A 15,725-nucleotide genomic window follows, 5' to 3' on the forward strand; every position below is an offset into this window, starting at 1 on the left:
GGAGAACATGGAACTGGTCAAGGCACGGGTCAAGGTCTACAAGGCGGTCATCGACTCCGAGTGGTTCACGCTCGAAGACCTAACCTGCTTGGTCGGCAAGAACGAGAGTGGCAAGACCGCCATCCTCGAAGCGCTGGAGAAGATCAACGCGGCCCGAACCGAGCGGGGCGACTTCCGCGAGACCGACTACCCGCGCGTCCTGTCGGAGGACTACAACGAGGGCGAGGTCGCCGTCGAGACCGTCTGGTCCCTCAGCGACGAAGAAGTCGCCGAACTCGGACGTCTCGCTGGCGATCCAGGCGCTGTGACCAGCCGTCAAGTCACCGTGACCAAGAACTACGGCAACGAACTCGGCTGGAGCCTCCCGCTCAACATGGGCGCTTCCGTGGAGGCTCTTCTCGCGAGCGGCTCCCTGAATGCAGCCGAGGCGGAGCCCCTCAAGAGTGCAGCCAACCCACAGGAACTCATCAAGGCCCTTGGTGCACTGCCCGAGCCGACGCCGAAGCAGACCGCGCTGCACCAGACGCTGTCTTCGCTGCTTCCCAACGGCAGCCTCAGCGCGTCAGCCAGGGCGTACCTGCGGACTCGCTTGCCAGTCTTCGTCTACTACGCCGAGTACGACCGCCTGCCCGGCCGCATCTCGGTCAACCAGGTGATCCAACATCGCGACAACTCGACGTTGGAGAGCCTCGTTGGCGCGAACGTCTTCATGGCGCTGCTCTCGATGGTCGGCACGTCCCTCGACGATCTGGTCAACATCAACACCTCCGAGGCCCTGATCAGCAAGTTGGAGGGCGTCGAGAGCCGCATGTCCAAGCGGATCTTCAAGTACTGGAGCCAGAACAAGCATCTCAAGGTCAGATTCCGCTTCCACGAAGCCGCACCCGGCGACGACGCCCCCTTCAACACCGGCAAGGTCTTCCAGACCCGCATCGAGAACACCCGGCACGAAGCGACGATCTCGCTCGACGAGCGCAGCACGGGGTTCATCTGGTTCTTCTCTTTCCTCGTCTGGTTCTCCGAGGTTCAGAAGACCTACGGCGAGAACCTCATCGTCCTGCTCGACGAGCCCGGTCTGAGCCTTCACGCCAAGGCGCAGGAGGACCTCCTCCGGTTCATCAACGAAGAACTCCTCACGAAGTACCAGGTCATCTACAGCACCCACTCGCCGTTCATGATCGACTCCTCGAACCTGCTCTCGTGCCGCACGGTCGAAGACGTCACCGCCGGTGACGGAGAAGTCCTCGGCACCAAGGTGAACTCCGAAGTCCTGAAGGCCAACGGCGACACCCTGTTCCCGCTGCGCGCAGCGCTCGGCTACGACATCTCCCAGTCGCTGTTCGTTGGCGAGCACACGCTGCTCGTCGAAGGTCCCTCCGACCTCCTCTACATCCAGTGGGCAAGCCAAACGTTGGATGCGGCTGGACGCGTCGGGCTCGACCACCGATGGACCGTGACGCCGTGCGGCGGCATCACCAAGGTCCCGTCCTTCCTCGCACTCTTCTCCGGCAACAACCTCCACGTCGCCGTTCTCGCCGACCTCGCTGACGGGGTCCGCAACAAGGTCCGCGAGATCCAGGACTCAGAACTCCTCCAGGACGGGCACGTCTTCGTCGCCACCGACTACTCCGCCAACGAGCGCAACGCTGACACCGAAGACATCCTCGGCAGGGCCTTCTATGTCGACCTCATCAACGCTGCCTACGGGCTCACTGGCGGCAAGAAGATGCCTGCAAAGAAGGCCGCCGACGCCGACGACCGTGTTGTGGAAGAGGCGAAGACGTTCGCCTCTGACTGGTCGGACAAGAGGTACGACCACTACACGCCCTCGAAGTACCTGATCACCCACCCAGAGGCCGTGAGTGGCAAGTCGCTCGACGAGGCGCTGGACAACTTCGAGCGGCTGTTTAAGGACCTAAACGAACTTCTGCCATGACGAGCGAGGGATCTATCGAGAAGGGGCGCTTCGTAGGAGAACGCGGCCCGGTACCCATTTCTCCGGCAACGGCGCATCACGAGGCGGGGCATGCGATGGCGTGCGAGCACTTCGGCCTCGGCTGGGTCATCCACGCGCCGAACGACGAAGAAAACTTCATGGGACAGACCCAACCCGTGCGACTCGGCCCGCCGTTGGAGGGGTTCACGTTGGAGGACGCTGTCGTGATCGCCATGTCGGGCTGGGCCGCAGAGTGCCACCATCTCGGCAACTGGGAGGACCCGTACGTCCGCGAAGGTGCCGAGCACGACTTCATCGAACTCGACGCCCTCGACGAGGAGCGGCGTGATCCAGTCACGGAACGAGCCAAGGCGCTAGTCGACGTCGAATGGAAGCGCGTTAAGGAGATCGCGGACGACATGCTGCGAAGGTTCGGGTAGGTCTCGCAAACCACCTGGCGAACCCTCGCCGAGCGTGAGGTCACATCGGCCTCGGCCTCTGCCTCAACCGCAGGCCCGCCCTGAACGACAGACGCACGAGGTCGGCGGCGGTGGTCCGAGCCGCTTGCTACTCGGCTCGGACCACGCCGTAAGCCCGGCTCGCCTGACACCACGCTCCGGAGCGCCTCGCCGGTGGGCCGAGCCGCCTGTCAACAACGGCTCGGATCACCGGCGGTCGGGTGCACCTGTTCACCGCGCGCCCGACGATTCTGCTGGTCGACAACATCCGGCCATTGGTGCGGCCGTGACAAGCCCTCGATGCCTCGGCCGCACCTGTCGGCGCGCCAACCGACGTCCGCCGATACTGGGGACGTGATGAACGTGGAGCCCCCCAACGGGTCCGATGCGCCGCCGGAACGGCGAGAGCGGGAGGAGCGCACCGGGGCGGCCGTCAACGATTACGTGGCCATGGTCGCCAGACACCGGCCATATCGGGACACGTCGCCGCGCAGAACGATCCCGTTCCGCGATTTTCGGCAGGAGGTGCGTCGGCACCGGCCGTCCGATCTTCTGCCCACCCTGGCAGCACTCGCGCTTGCGGGAGGCGATCCGCCGTTCTCCGCGCAGTGGCTCGCGACGATGCCGCCGTGGGCAATCGCGCTCGCGGCCCGAGAGTCCATCTTGTGGGGCAACGAACACCGCAAAGAGGGAGTCACTGGAGACGACTTGCGCAGGCTCTTCAACGCGCACAACGACGTCGTGGGCGTGCCGCGCGAGCGGGACGACAATTTCGTCCTGGGAATGCTCACGCAGGTTGCCTACGAACAGTTCCCGTACCAAGAGTCGATCTTCGAAGAGGTGAGCCGCACCCACGCGCTCCTGGTCGACGGACTGTCCGCCGTCAACCTCGAAGTCCTCAGCGAGAAGGCGTGGGAGGAGATGCTGGGGGCACCGCTCGGCCAGGTCGTCGGGGCCACCTTCTTCCTGCAGGTGGCTGCCTCCAAGAACGCGGGCTGGTTCGACCACAAGTGGCTCGACCGTCCGGATATGCAGGAGATCTACGATGTGTGGCCCCGCGAGGTCATCGAGCGTCGTGCTCTCGAACTCTCCTCAACGTTCGAAGAGTTCAAGGCTGCGTACCACGCTGCTCCACATCCGCCGGACGGAAACGAAAGGTATTCCTTCAACCCGCTCGTGGAGCGCCCGTTCGTACGGATGAACGACGGGCGGTACCTGGCTCCGCAACCTCGACTCATCCTCCGGACAATCACCCCTGGTGCCCTTTACTACCGTGGTATCCGAGCGCTCGGCGAGCCGTTCGCCCGCGACCTTGGAAAACTCACCGAGCGGTACGTCGGCAGACAACTGAAGTCGATCAAGCCGACCCCGGACCTCTACCCGGAAATCTTGTACGGCAAGCCCGAACAGGCGAGCACGGATTGGTTCTTGGTTCTCCCGAGCGTCGTCGTCATGTTCGAGGTGAAGTCCGCCCGCTTCGGCCTGCTCGAACGCGCCGCAGCGCCCGGCTTCGAGAAGCGAACCAAGAGCCTCATCGACAAGGCGGTCGGTCAACTCATACGGTCATCCACGGAGATCGACGCCCGCAACCCCGCCTTCGAGCACATCCCGAGTGACCGTCCACGGATCGGCGTCCTCGTGACCGCCGAGCCGCACTACCTCGCAAACAGCCACTGGACCAGAGAGACCGTTCAGCAAGCGCCGTTCCCCACACTCACGGCCTCGCTGCGAGACATCGAACTGCTCGCCGCCCTGCCTCTCGACGAGGTCGAACGCCAGTTGGTCGAGATTGCCAACGACCCCGACCGCTCGACCTGGAGCCTCGGCACGGCGTTCGACCGTAGCAAGAAGCAAGGTCCGAACGTGGTGCTCCAGGAGGCATGGGATTCCTACCCGTGGCTGGAGGAACTCGACATCGACGAGGACCAGTGAGCGACGCAGGCAGGTCGCGCTCGACGCTGTGTAGAACGCGGGCCGCGTTAGTGGAGAACAGGAGTGTTCGGACCTCGGTGCACCCGCGTTAGGGGCTTTTGTGTCGCCGCCCCGCCAGGGGCTGCGGAACGAGATCCGGAGCCTGGGAGAAAGTCCGAAGACGCCGTCTCGTGGTCCGGAAGGGTCGCGAGGCGGCGTCTTCGTCTCTCGGATGCGACGCCGCCGATCACGGTGCCGGTGCGCCCGCCCACGGTGGCGAGTGCAGTCCGAGGTAGGCGCGGGCACGGGGCCGCGGGTCGCGCCAGTACTGGTGCGGCATGCGGGAGTAGTGCTCGTCGCAGAACTCGGCCAGGTCCGCGTCGATCTCGACCACCTCGAGGGGGCCACCCTCGAAGTCGGCGTTCGCGGCCAGCAGGTCGCCCTCGCGGTTCCAGCCCGAGTGGTCGAAGGCCCACCCGTTCCAGGTCGCGAACGCGTGGAACACCTGCCGCTCGCCTGGGAACCGGACGGCGGCGATGCCGATCGGCTCCTCCGGATAGGACTCGCGACACGTCCACGCCAGGATGTGACACGCCCCGGCGGCGAAGAACGCCTGGTCGGATCTCTCCCAGGCGACCCGCTGGTCGGCTCGCTCGAGAGCAGTGCGCCGGAACACCCCGGCCGCGGTCGCGGTCATGTGCGACAACCCTACGAGGTCGCGTGGACGGGCCCTGCGGGCCGGGTGGCGAGGGGCGGCCGACCAGAATGGGCGCATGCCGCTGTTCGAGTTCGAGGGCAAGCGCCCGAGCGTCCATCCCGAGGCCTTCGTCGCGCCGACCGCGACCCTGATCGGTGACGTGACCGTCGAGGCCGGGGCCAGCGTCTGGTACGGCGCGGTGCTGCGCGCCGACATCTGCACGATCGTGGTCCGTGAGGGCGCCAACGTGCAGGACAACTCGGTGCTGCACGCCGCGCCGGGGGAGACGCTGGTGGTGGGCCGCAACGCGACCATCGGCCACGGCTGCGTCGTGCACTGTCGGGAGGTCGGCGAGCAGGCGCTGATCGGCAACGGGTCCACGCTGCTCGACCACGCGGTGATCGGTCCGCGCACGCTGGTCGCGGCGGGCTCCGTGGTCACGCCGGGAACCGAGCTGCCCGGCGCGATGGTGGTGAGCGGCATCCCCGCGAAGCCGACCAAGCCGGTCGAGGGCAGCTCGTCGGCGCTCTGGGTCGAGCAGAACGCGCCGTACTACCAGGAGCTCGCCAAGCGGCACGCCGCCGGCGCCAGCGAGATCGGTTAGGGATAGCCAGCGACGGACTGGTCGTTCCCGCGCACCGGGAACAACCAGTTCGTCTGTGGCTATCCCCCTGGGTTCCTGTGTGAGCCAGCGACCTGGCGAGCCCCGGGTTGGGCGAGGATGGGGACATGCCGCAGCCGAGCACCTGGTTCTCCTCGCCCGACGACGCCGCGACCCGCCTGGCGGGATCGGGCTACCTCGCCGATCCGGCGACGGCGATCACGGCGTACCTCGCGGGCGTCCTGGAGAAGCCGTTGCTCGTCGAGGGGCCGGCCGGGGTCGGCAAGACCGAGCTCGCCAAGGCGGTCGCTTGCGTGACGGGGGCCGAGTTGGTGCGGCTGCAGTGCTACGAGGGGCTCGACGAGGCGCGGGCGCTCTACGAGTGGAACTACAAGAAGCAGCTGCTCCGCATCCAGGCCTCCGGCGACCAGTCGTGGGAGGAGACCCACGACGACATCTTCACCGACGAGTTCCTGCTCACCCGACCGCTGCTGACCGCGATCCGGCGCGACGAGCCGACCGTGCTGCTCATCGACGAGGTCGACAAGACCGACGTCGAGGTCGAGGGACTGCTGCTGGAGGTGCTGTCGGACTTCCAGGTGACGATCCCCGAGCTCGGCACGGTGGCCGCCGTACGCCGTCCCTTCGTGGTGCTCACCTCGAACGCGACCCGCGAGCTGTCGGAGGCCGTCAAGCGACGCTGCCTCTACCTGCACCTCGACTATCCCGACGCCGAGCGCGAGCGCGAGATCGTGACCAGCCAGGTGCCCGACCTCGAGGAGCGCACCGCCCGGATGCTCGTCGAGGTGGTGCACCGGCTGCGCGACCTCGACCTGAAGAAGGCGCCGTCGATCGCCGAGTCGGTCGACTGGGCCCGGACCCTGGTGGCGCTCGAGATCCGCGACCTCGACCCCACGACGATCGACGACACCCTCGGCGTCCTGCTCAAGCACCACTCCGACCGGGAGAAGGCCATGAAGGAGCTGAGGTTCGCGGGATGACCTCGGGGCTGGTCGACCGCCACATCTCCTTCCTGGAGGCGCTGCGCGCTGCCGGGATGTCGGTATCGCTCGCCGAGGACCTCGACGCCGTCGCCGCGCTCGGCGCCGTCGACTGGGACCGGCGCGAGACCGTGCGGGCGGCGTACGCCGCGACGCTGGTGAAGAAGCAGAGCCAGCGGGCGACGTTCGACGCGCTCTTCGACGTCTACTTCCCGCGCATGGTCGGCGACGGCGCGGCCGGGCAGCGCGACGACGCGGACCGCGTGGTCGACAACGCCCAGGCCCTGGCGGCCTTCCGCGACCAGCTGGTCGACGCGCTGGCCGAGGGCGACCGGCAGGCGATGCTCGACCTGGCCGCCGAGATGGTCGCCCGCTTCGGCGCGATGCCGGGGCGCGGGCCGGGCCTGTCGTCGTGGTCGGCGTACACCGCCCTGCAGCGGGTCTCGCCCCAGGAGCTGGTCGACCGGATCGCCCAGGCGCTGCTCGGCGAGGGCCGCCTGGAGGACGCCCGCGTCGAGGCGCGCCGCCGGATCGGCGAGCTCACCGGTCTCGTGGAGGCCGACGCGCGTCGGCGGATCGCCGAGGAGAAGGGTCCCGAGCACGTCGCGAACGTCGCGCTGCGACCGTCGATCGACCGCATCGACTTCACCGCCGCGCGCAAGGCCGACCTCGACGAGATGCGCCGCGAGATCTACCCGCTCGCCCGCCGGCTCGCCACTCGCCTGACCCAGGAGCACCACGCGAAGCGGAGTGGCCCGCTGGACTTCCGGCGTACCGTGCGCGCCTCGATCTCCACCGGCGGCGTCCCGCTCGTCACCCATCACCGGCCGAAGCGGCCGCATCGCACCGAGCTCGTCGTGCTGTGCGACGTGAGCGGGTCGGTGGCGAACTTCGCGCAGTTCACGCTGCTGCTCGTCTACGCGCTGCGCGACCAGTTCGAGAAGGTCCGGGCCTTCACGTTCATCGACCACGTGCACGAGGTCACCTCGCACTTCCGTCCCGGCGCCGACCCCGGCGACGTGCTCGCCGGCCTCGCCGCCAGCACCGCCCACGCCGCGCTGTGGGGGCGCACGAACTACGGACGCGCGCTGGCCAAGTTCGAGGAGTCGTACGCCGATGCGCTCGGGCCCCGGTCGTCGCTGCTGATCCTCGGCGATGCGCGCTCCAACTACAGCGACCTGCACCTCGACGTGCTGCGGCGGCTGGCCGGGTCGGCCAAGCACTCCTGGTGGCTCAACCCCGAGCACCGCCGCCACTGGGACACCGGCGACTCCGCTGCGTCGAAGTACGGCGAGATCGTGCCGATGGTGGAGTGCCGCAACCTCACCCAGCTCGGGGAGTTCGTGCACGACATCCTGTGAGCCACCGGGATGCTGGGATAGTCCGTCACGTTCTGGTGGTGGGTCTCGCCCTCGGACAACCAGAACGTGACGGACTATCCCGATCGGCGACGACCTACGACAGGTACCCCAGCCCCCGCAGGTCGTCGATCGCGCGGACCAGGTCGGGGTGGTCGGAGGCGTCGGCGAGGCGGGCTCCGGCGATGTAGCGCTCGGCCGTGGACTCGGCGCCGGCGCCGTCGAAGACGACCGTGAGGCGGTTGTCGGAGGCGGCGTTGACGAGCGAGCCGAGCAGCGCGACCGGGTCGCTGCGGTCCTCGAGGCTGAGCATCCGGGTGGTCCGCGGCACCCGGGGGACCAGCGCCGAGGGCGCGCCGGCGGTGACCACCCGGTCGACGTCGAAGAGCGGGGACTCGGCCATCGCCGCGATGTCGAGCGCGGTGGGTCCGCCCTGGGCGTGGCCGACCAGCAGCACCCGCGCATGGTCGTCGTGCCGGCGGATCGCGCCCTCGAGCGTGCGGGTGACGCGGTCGGCGTACGGCAGGTGGTCGCCCCCGACCAGGCGCAGGGGCCGGCCGGAGCGGCCGTGCGGGCCGGGCAGGAAGGCGACGTACGCCCCAGGCGCCACCCGCTGCACGGCCACCGACCGGGTGACGGCGAACAGCCGGATCATCAGGTCCTCGAGTCCGGAGGGCGGCCCGTCGGAGGCGTGCTCGGGTGGTGCGTCGTCGCCCCGCTCGCCCGGGTCGGTGGCGACGTCGCGCAGCGCCGCGCCGAGGTCGACGGCGAACGGGCCCTCGCCCAGCGCCGCCATCCCGCCGCGGGAGGCGGCCGGCCCGCGGTCGCCGGCGAGCACGGGAGTCGCGAGCAGGGAGCGCATCCGCAGCCCGTCGACCAGGCCGCCGACGGTGACGGCGTGTTCGAGCAGCTCGGGGTGCCGGCCAGCGAGCTCGTCGAGGAACCCGGCGACCCCCTCGCGGTCGAGCGCGTCGGTCTCGATCAGCCCGGCCGACACCACGTCGCCGCCGAGCGCCACGTCGGGGGCGAGGTAGCCGGCCGCGCGGGCCGCGACGCTGCCCAGCGTCCGCTGTGCTGTCGCCTGGAGGTCGTCGGCCCAGCGGTAGGTCCGTACGGTCGCGCGGACGGCGAGCGCGTCGGCGTCCAGCTCCACCGAGCGGGCCAGCAGTCCGTGGCGGCCGGTGGTGGCGGCGCGGGTCTCGTCGTCGAACCGCGCCCAGGTCGCGGGCGCGAGCTCGGCGGAGTCGGCGACCTCGGGGTCGCGGAGCACCCGCTCGCCGAGGCCGGCGCGGGTGCGCATCTCGCTGCCCGCGGCATCGAAGAGGTCGGCGAGCCGCATCAGGGGCTCGTAGCGGTCGGGGCCGTCGTCGAGGGTCTGCTGGGTCACCGGGCCACCTCGGCGAGCACGGGGGCCAGCGCGAGCGCGAGCTCGGGGGGTGTCACTCGCAGGACGGTCATCCGGCTGACGCTAGCGACCCGACGCGGTCGCAGGGAACGCCACCCGTCGGCGAGCAGCAGCCACGACACCACGCCGACCACCTCGGTGGTCGCGCCGGAGACGTCGGCGACCAGCGCGCGGAGCCGCCCCCGGCACTCCGAGGTGAGCCCTTCGAGCAGGGTGAGCAGGTCGAGCTCCGGCAGCGGAGCTCCGCCGGGGCCGCGGCAGTCGGTGGCGTGCTCGGCCACCAGCACCGACAGCAGGTCGCGCCGCCCGCTCCGAGCCGCCTCGGCCGCGGCGTCCAGCAGCTCGTACGGGAGGTCGAGGCCGTCGGGGACGGCCGAGGAGCCGACGGCGACCGTCTCGGGCAGCACCGCGGCCCGGGCCAGCTCCTCGCCCCACCGGTCGACCGGGAACCAGGCGAGCTCGAAGACGATGCCGTCGGCGGTCGCCAGCGCCGCGACGGCGCCCCCGGACTGTCGGTGCCACGCCTTCGTGCGGCCGGGACCGGCGCGTACGTCGAGGTCGAGCGCGACCGTGGGCGCCGCGATCAGCCCGACGGCGCCGAGCAGGCCCTCGTCGACCGCGTCGCCGTGCAGGAGTCCGCGCCGGGTGAGGGCGGCGTCGGGCTCGGGCAACGCCGCGAGCGCGTCGAGGTAGGCCGACTCGTCCGCGCCCGCGAACCCGGTGGGTCGGATGTCGAACGGCAGCGGCGCGTCGCCGGCGCGCTCCGCCACCAGGTGGAGCTCCGGGAGGGTGAGCGTGAGCCGCCGGGGCAGCGCGGCGAGCAGGCCGACCGGAGCGGGGGTCACGGGCGCGACGCCCAGGTCGATGGTCGGCATGGGCGGCGGTCAGAGCCCCGGCAGGTCGAGCGTGAGCCAGTCGCGGTGGCCCGGTGGCGGGGTCGGCCCGGTGGCGTCGGTCTGCGCGAGCAACTGGGTCGCGCGGCGCTCGGTGTCGGCGATGGCCTCCTTGAGCCGGTCGACCTCGCGTCGGTGGGCGGTGAGGGCCTCGGCTGCGTCGTCGTGGCGGCCGGCGGCCTCGCGCAGACGGCCCGCCCGGATCCGGAGCCGTTCATCGAGTGCGGCCGCGACCCGGCCGGTCCGGCCGGCACCCTCGGTGCTCGCGACCAGTCGGTCGGCGAGCGTGCGGAGGTCGGCGCCCTGCGCGCGGAGCTCTGCCGCTCGTCTGCGCATCACCTCGGAGTCGCCGTACATCGCCTGCCTCCCGTCGCGGGTCAGTGGCTCGCATTCCCGCAGCACCACGGATCAAAACCGCTCAACGGTGGCGAGCGACCTGGAACACCCGGCTCGACACCTCCGCCGACCGACCGAGGTACCCGCGGTCGCGCAGCCCGTCGACGTGGTCGACCACGGTCGGGTCGGTCGACGCGTCCACCGCCGCCGCACCCGCGCGGTAGTGGTCGTAGCCGTGCTCGCCCGCGACCGTGCCGTCGCCGGGGTGGGCGAAGCGCACCGTGACCTGCTCCACCCGGTCGGGGTTGTCGGCTCCGTCGAGCAGCGGCACGATGTCGCCGCGATGCTCGAGCGACAGCACCCGGACCCCGTCGGGGAAGCCACCCAGGTGCGCGGTCGGCGAGCCGGCGGTGACGACGTCGGTGATCGCGAAGCCGGTGTCGCGACCGGCCAGCGCCGCCGCTTCCATGCCGCCGAGCGAGTGGCCGACCAGCAGCACCGGCTCGTCCGGTCGCACTCCGGCATCGGCCAGCGCGTGCAGGATCCCGCGCTGGTACGCCGTGCTCGTGCCCGCCGCGGACCGGAGATCGGTGCCGATGTCGCGCACGTCGCGGTCCTGGGTCCAGGGCAGCGTCGCCAGGTCGTCGGTGCCGGGCAGGTAGACGACGTGCCGGGCGCGGTCGGTGCCGGGGTCGAGGCTCTGCACCTCGATGGTGCCGTTGTCCGCGGAGCCGGCCTCGGGGGACAGCGCGGCGACCTGGGCGAGGTGATCGACGAGGTCGGCGACCGAGGCGGGCTGACGGCGACTGGCGCGGACCCGGAGATCGGGGCGCGGCGTGGTGACCGGGTCGCCGTCGGCATAGGCCAGGGCCAGCAGGGTCGTCGCGGCCCGCCGGTCGATCGCCGCGAGTGGGCCGAGCCCGGTGAGCAGTCCACCGCCGCCGTTGACCAGGTGCTGGACGATGCGCGGATGGTCGACCAGCCACCGCTGCAGGTCGGCACCGAGGCGGGCGCGGGCCTCGGGCGGCAGCGTGGACGCGGTGGCGAGCGCCACCGGCCCGGCCAGGCGCAGGACCATGCCGGCCATCAGACCGAGTCGCCAGTCGAGCGCGTCGATCGCCACCCGGGCGGCGACGTCGCTGGCCTCCAGCCCGTCGAGCGCCGCGCGGATCAGTACGGCGGTCGCCTCCCAGCCGGCGGAGCCGGGCAGCAGGCCGAGCGACCCGGTCGTCGCCGCGACCAGGGCGGCCTCGGCCTCGGCGAACGTCGGTGGCGACAGCGGGGCGGACGCCAGCAGGTCGGGGTCGGCGAGCAGTCCGGCCCCGGACAGCGCCCACGCGCGCTGGCGGTCCGCCGCGGCGTCGATCGCGTCGGCCAGGCCGCGGACGGCGTCGTACGTCGCCTCGATGCTGCCGGACCCGCCGCGGACGTCGGTGATGCGCGCCGCCCCGTCGTCGGTCACGGCAGCCCCGGCAGGTCGACGGAGAGCCAGTCGAGGTGCCCGGGCGGCGGTGGCCGGAAGAGCGCCAGCACCTCGTCGACGGGGTCCGGCGCGAGCCCGGTGAGCCCGTCGAAGACGCCGTGGGCCAGGCCGGACAGCCGCGTATGGGCGGCGTCGACGAGCTGGGCGGCCTGCTGCTCGATCGCGGCGATCAGGTCCTGGAGCTGCTGCACCCGGGCGGCGTGCTGGTCGAGGGCGTCCGCCGCGTCGTCGTGGAGGGCCGCGGTGTGCCGCAGCGCGTCGAGCTGCAGGCCGGTCTGCGCGCGCATCGCGTCGGCGGCCAGGCCGTCCCAGGCCACCCGGTCGATCGCCGCGGCGAGGTCGGTCGCGACGTCGCGGATCTGCGCCGCGCGGTCGCGCAGCTGCCCGGCCAGACCGTGGATCGCGGTGGCGTCGCCGTACATCTCGTCCCCTCCCGCGACCCGTGGATCGGGTCGTCGGTGGGGAGGGTCGCCGGAGCGCCGCTGTGGAGAAACCTCAGCGGTCGAGGCCTGTGGAGAGCCGCTCCAGGGCCTGCTCGATCTCGCTGCCGGGACCCGCGAAGCTCATCCGCACGAACCGGGGCCCGTCGACGGTGTCGAAGTCGATGCCTGGCGCCATCGCGACGCCGGTACGAGCGAGCAGGTCGTGGCAGAACGCCATCGTGTCGTCGGTGAGGTGACCGACGTCGGCGTACATGTAGAACGCGCCGTCCGCCGGCGCCAGCTCGGTGATGCCGATCCGGGGCAGGCCGTCGAGGAGGAGCCGGCGGTTCTCGGCGTAGCGGGCGACGTGGCCGTCGAGCTCGGCGTACGTCGCCTCGTCGAACGCCGCGAGGCAGGCCCGCTGCGCGATCACCGGCGGGCAGATCGTGAAGTTGCCGGTCAGCACGTCGACCGCGCGGCGCAGCCGCTCGGGGACGAGCATCCAGCCGATCCGCCAGCCGGTCATCGAGAAGTACTTGCTGAAGCTGGAGAAGACGACCGCCTCGCGGCTGGTCTCCCAGGCGCTGCGCGCCAGGTGGGGCTCTGTCATCTCTGGGCGGTACTCGATGCCGTGGTAGATCTCGTCGGAGATCAGCTGGATGCGCTGCTCCTCGCAGTACGTCGCGAGCGCGGCGAGCTCGCCCGGCAGCAGCATCGTGCCGGTGGGGTTCGCGGGGCTGGCCACGACCAGGCCCTTGATGTCGCCGAGCTGGCTGAGCTGCTCCACGGTGGGCTGGAACCGGGTCTCCGGGCCGGTCGGGATCTCGACGACCTCGCAGCCGAGCGCGGTGAGCACGTTGCGGTAGCAGGGGTAGCCCGGCCGCGCCATCGCCACCCGGTCGCCGACCTCGAACGCCGCCAGGAAGGCCAGCAGGAAGCCGCCGCTGCTCCCCGTCGTCACCACGACCTCGTCCGGGTCGACCTCGATGCCGTGCGCCCGCTTGTGATGCCGGGCGATCGCCTGGCGCAGCTCGAGGATGCCGGTCGCCGGCGTGTAGCCGAGCGGGTCGCCCGAGTCGAGCAGCCGCTTGGCCTCCTCGCGCACCGGGGCCGGCGCCCCGGTCATCGGCTGACCGGCCAGCAGGTTGAGCAGGTCGCCGTGGGTGCGCTGGCGGGCCGCCGAGGCCGCCAGCAGGTCCATCACGTGGAACGGCGGCACGTTCGCCCGGCTGGCCACCTGGAAGCGGTCGGTCATGGGGCGACTGTACGGGCCGTGCGGGTTTTGGCTGCCGGCGGCCGAAACCCGCGCGACATGCCGGTCGGCCTCGGAGTGTCGTGCGGGTTCTGGCTGTCAGCAGCCGAACCCGCAGCGTGCCGGTGGTCGAGGAGGGCGTTCCGCGCGGTTGGGGGCACGGTGGTTGAGGAGGGCGTTCTGCGCCCGTCTCGAAACCTCCGTGCCGACTGTCGTGCTTGAGCCTGCCTCTCGTCTCACCGGGTTTCGAGACGCGTCGCTCGGCCCTCGCTCCGCTTCGGTCCGAGCCGACGCTCCTCAACCTTCGCCGCTTCTCGCTGCCCTCGCGAGCTCGGGCAGCGGCGGCTCGACCCGACGCTCCTCAACCTTCGCCGCTACTCGCGATCCTCGCGAGCTCGGATCGCGGCGGCTCGCCCCGCCCGGCGGCCGAAGAACGAGCCCTCGCCGAGCTGGGTGCCGGAGCAGTAGCCCTTGCCGTCCTGGGCGATGTTGGACGCGCACGCGCCGGCGGCGTACAGGCCGGGGACCCCCGAGCCGTCGGCGCGCAGCGCCTCGCCGTCGACCGAGACCCGGATGCCGCCGAGGGTGAAGCCGGCGTACATCGCGTGGCCGAGCCGGAGGTCGAAGACCGCCCAAGGGCCGGCGTCCTGCGGGGCGAGCCAGTCGGGCGACTTGTGGAAGTCGAGGTCCTCGCCGGCGGCGGCCATCTTGTTGTAGCGCTCGAGCGTGGCCGCGACCGAGCCCGCCGGCAGCCCGAGCGCAGACTCGAGCTCGGCGATGGTCTCGAAGCCGTCGATCAGCGGCACCAGGGGGAACTTCGGGTACTCGACATGCTCGCTGTCGACGATCAGGTACGCCGCGTGGTCCTCCTGCTCCATCACGAACTGCGACGTGCGCGAGTGGTAGCAGTCCTCGGCCACGAACCGCTCGCCCCGCTTGTTCACGATGAAGCCCGTCATCAGCGCCGACGGCGGGTAGAACGGCGCGGTGATGAACGGCTCGTCCATGTGCTTGAGCTCCGCGCCGGCCGACGCGCCGAGCCGGATGCCCAGGCCGTCGTCGTACGTCGAGCCCAGCGTGAACGGCTTCTCGGCGAGGGCGGGCGTGTACGCCGCGACCATGTCCGGGTTCATCACGAAGCCGCCGGCCGCGAGCACCACGGCCGGGGCCGCGATGACACCGGTCGAGTCGAACGACCGCCACGCGACGCCCACGACGGCGCCGGACGACACGACGAGGTTGGTCGCCCCGGTCTCGTAGCGGACCTCGACGCCCGCCTCGTCGACCCGCGCGCGCAGCAGGTCCATCACCATCTTGGTGCCCTCGGTGTCGCCGGGCACCGGCACCTTGTGGCCGCGCGGTGCGGGCACGGCCCGCTCCTTGAACGGCCAGACCTTCTCGTTGCCGGTGAACATCAGCCCCTCGGTGCCGGGCTGGATCACCGCCTTCTCGGGGTAGTAGGACCGCTCGAACTCGAAGCCCAGCGCCTCGAGCCACCCGAAGTGCTCGACCGACCCGTCGCAGTAGGCGCGGATCTTCTCGTGCTCCGGCTCCTTGGAGACGGACACGAGGTAGGCGTACATCTCGTCGGCGGAGTCCGACCAGCCGGTCGCCTGCTGCACGGGCGTGCCGCCGCCGAGGTAGAAGTGGCCCCCCGACATCGACGACGTGCCGCCGTGCACGGCGGCCCGCTCGAGCAGCAGCACCCGCGCACCGGCGCGCGCCGCCTCGAGGGCCGCGCAGCCGCCGGCGATGCCGAAGCCGACGACGACGACGTCGTACCGCTCCGTGTCGTCGGTCAGCACGGAGGCGTCGAGGGCCTCGGGGATGGCGGTTCCGCTGCTCATGGGGCAAATCTAGAACAAGTTCCATTTGTTGGCGACGAGTCGGACACCGTCGACAGGCGGTCGACCCGGCACCGATAGAATGCGGCCCCGCCCGACGATCGCCAAGGTAGGCCTGTGTCGTTCGA

14 protein-coding genes are annotated in these 15,725 nt (G+C 70.9%); 6 read left to right on the forward strand and 8 right to left on the reverse strand.

Annotated features, from left to right (window positions below):
* Positions 1–7: 7 nt before the first annotated feature.
* The 3 genes from FHU40_RS11400 to FHU40_RS11410 all read left to right on the forward strand — a co-directional run bounded on the left by FHU40_RS11400 (position 8) and on the right by FHU40_RS11410 (position 4,326).
* A complete protein-coding gene (locus FHU40_RS11400; protein ID WP_183592460.1) occupies positions 8–1,936 on the forward strand; it encodes an AAA family ATPase in 1,929 nt (642 codons plus the stop codon).
* Positions 1,933–2,376 (forward strand): hypothetical protein, encoded by a 444-nt coding sequence (locus tag FHU40_RS11405; protein WP_183592461.1) that lies wholly within the window; start codon positions 1,933–1,935, stop codon positions 2,374–2,376. Before FHU40_RS11400 ends, FHU40_RS11405 begins: the two co-directional genes overlap by 4 nt.
* Before the next feature lie 372 nt (positions 2,377–2,748).
* Positions 2,749–4,326 (forward strand): hypothetical protein, encoded by a 1,578-nt coding sequence (locus tag FHU40_RS11410; RefSeq protein ID WP_183592462.1) that lies wholly within the window; start codon positions 2,749–2,751, stop codon positions 4,324–4,326.
* A 226-nt stretch (positions 4,327–4,552) separates the two neighbouring features.
* Here FHU40_RS11410 and FHU40_RS11415 read toward each other — a convergent pair whose 3' ends face one another.
* A complete protein-coding gene (locus tag FHU40_RS11415; RefSeq protein ID WP_183592463.1) occupies positions 4,553–5,002 on the reverse strand; it encodes a hypothetical protein in 450 nt (149 codons plus the stop codon).
* A gap of 76 nt (positions 5,003–5,078) precedes the next feature.
* Between FHU40_RS11415 and FHU40_RS11420 the strand changes: the two genes are divergently transcribed.
* The 3 genes from FHU40_RS11420 to FHU40_RS11430 all read left to right on the forward strand — a co-directional run bounded on the left by FHU40_RS11420 (position 5,079) and on the right by FHU40_RS11430 (position 7,965).
* Positions 5,079–5,606 (forward strand): gamma carbonic anhydrase family protein, encoded by a 528-nt coding sequence (locus FHU40_RS11420; RefSeq protein WP_183592464.1) that lies wholly within the window; start codon positions 5,079–5,081, stop codon positions 5,604–5,606.
* Positions 5,607–5,731: 125 nt separating this feature from the next.
* Positions 5,732–6,604 carry an AAA family ATPase gene (locus tag FHU40_RS11425; RefSeq protein ID WP_183592465.1) on the forward strand — a complete coding sequence of 291 codons (873 nt, stop codon included), beginning with the start codon at positions 5,732–5,734 and terminating at the stop codon, positions 6,602–6,604.
* Positions 6,601–7,965 (forward strand): vWA domain-containing protein, encoded by a 1,365-nt coding sequence (locus tag FHU40_RS11430; protein ID WP_183592466.1) that lies wholly within the window; start codon positions 6,601–6,603, stop codon positions 7,963–7,965. The genes FHU40_RS11425 and FHU40_RS11430 overlap by 4 nt, the downstream gene beginning before the upstream one ends.
* Positions 7,966–8,059: 94 nt before the next feature.
* On the opposite strand, the gene FHU40_RS11435 is transcribed toward FHU40_RS11430, so the two are convergent.
* From FHU40_RS11435 to FHU40_RS11465, 7 genes are all read right to left on the reverse strand, one after another.
* Positions 8,060–9,349 (reverse strand): hypothetical protein, encoded by a 1,290-nt coding sequence (locus tag FHU40_RS11435; protein WP_183592467.1) that lies wholly within the window; start codon positions 9,347–9,349, stop codon positions 8,060–8,062.
* Entirely contained in the window at positions 9,346–10,242 is an 897-nt protein-coding gene (locus FHU40_RS11440; protein ID WP_183592468.1) for an ESX secretion-associated protein EspG, read from the reverse strand. Before FHU40_RS11440 ends, FHU40_RS11435 begins: the two co-directional genes overlap by 4 nt.
* A gap of 9 nt (positions 10,243–10,251) precedes the next feature.
* Complete coding sequence (locus FHU40_RS11445) at positions 10,252–10,665, reverse strand: hypothetical protein (protein ID WP_343057826.1); 414 nt, start codon at positions 10,663–10,665, stop codon at positions 10,252–10,254.
* Between the two features lie 13 nt (positions 10,666–10,678).
* A complete protein-coding gene (locus FHU40_RS11450; RefSeq protein ID WP_183592469.1) occupies positions 10,679–12,058 on the reverse strand; it encodes an alpha/beta hydrolase family protein in 1,380 nt (459 codons plus the stop codon).
* The gene (locus FHU40_RS11455; protein WP_183592470.1) at positions 12,055–12,501 is read right to left on the reverse strand and encodes a hypothetical protein; all 447 of its coding nucleotides are present in this window, start codon (positions 12,499–12,501) and stop codon (positions 12,055–12,057) included. The genes FHU40_RS11450 and FHU40_RS11455 overlap by 4 nt, the downstream gene beginning before the upstream one ends.
* Before the next feature lie 73 nt (positions 12,502–12,574).
* Positions 12,575–13,756, reverse strand: coding sequence for a pyridoxal phosphate-dependent aminotransferase (locus tag FHU40_RS11460; RefSeq protein ID WP_183592471.1), 1,182 nt, complete (start codon positions 13,754–13,756; stop codon positions 12,575–12,577).
* Between the two features lie 371 nt (positions 13,757–14,127).
* Positions 14,128–15,600 (reverse strand): FAD-binding protein, encoded by a 1,473-nt coding sequence (locus FHU40_RS11465; protein WP_183592472.1) that lies wholly within the window; start codon positions 15,598–15,600, stop codon positions 14,128–14,130.
* Positions 15,601–15,725: the final 125 nt, after the last annotated feature.

This window comes from Nocardioides soli, from assembly GCF_014191495.1.
Taxonomy (GTDB): domain Bacteria; phylum Actinomycetota; class Actinomycetes; order Propionibacteriales; family Nocardioidaceae; genus Nocardioides; species Nocardioides soli.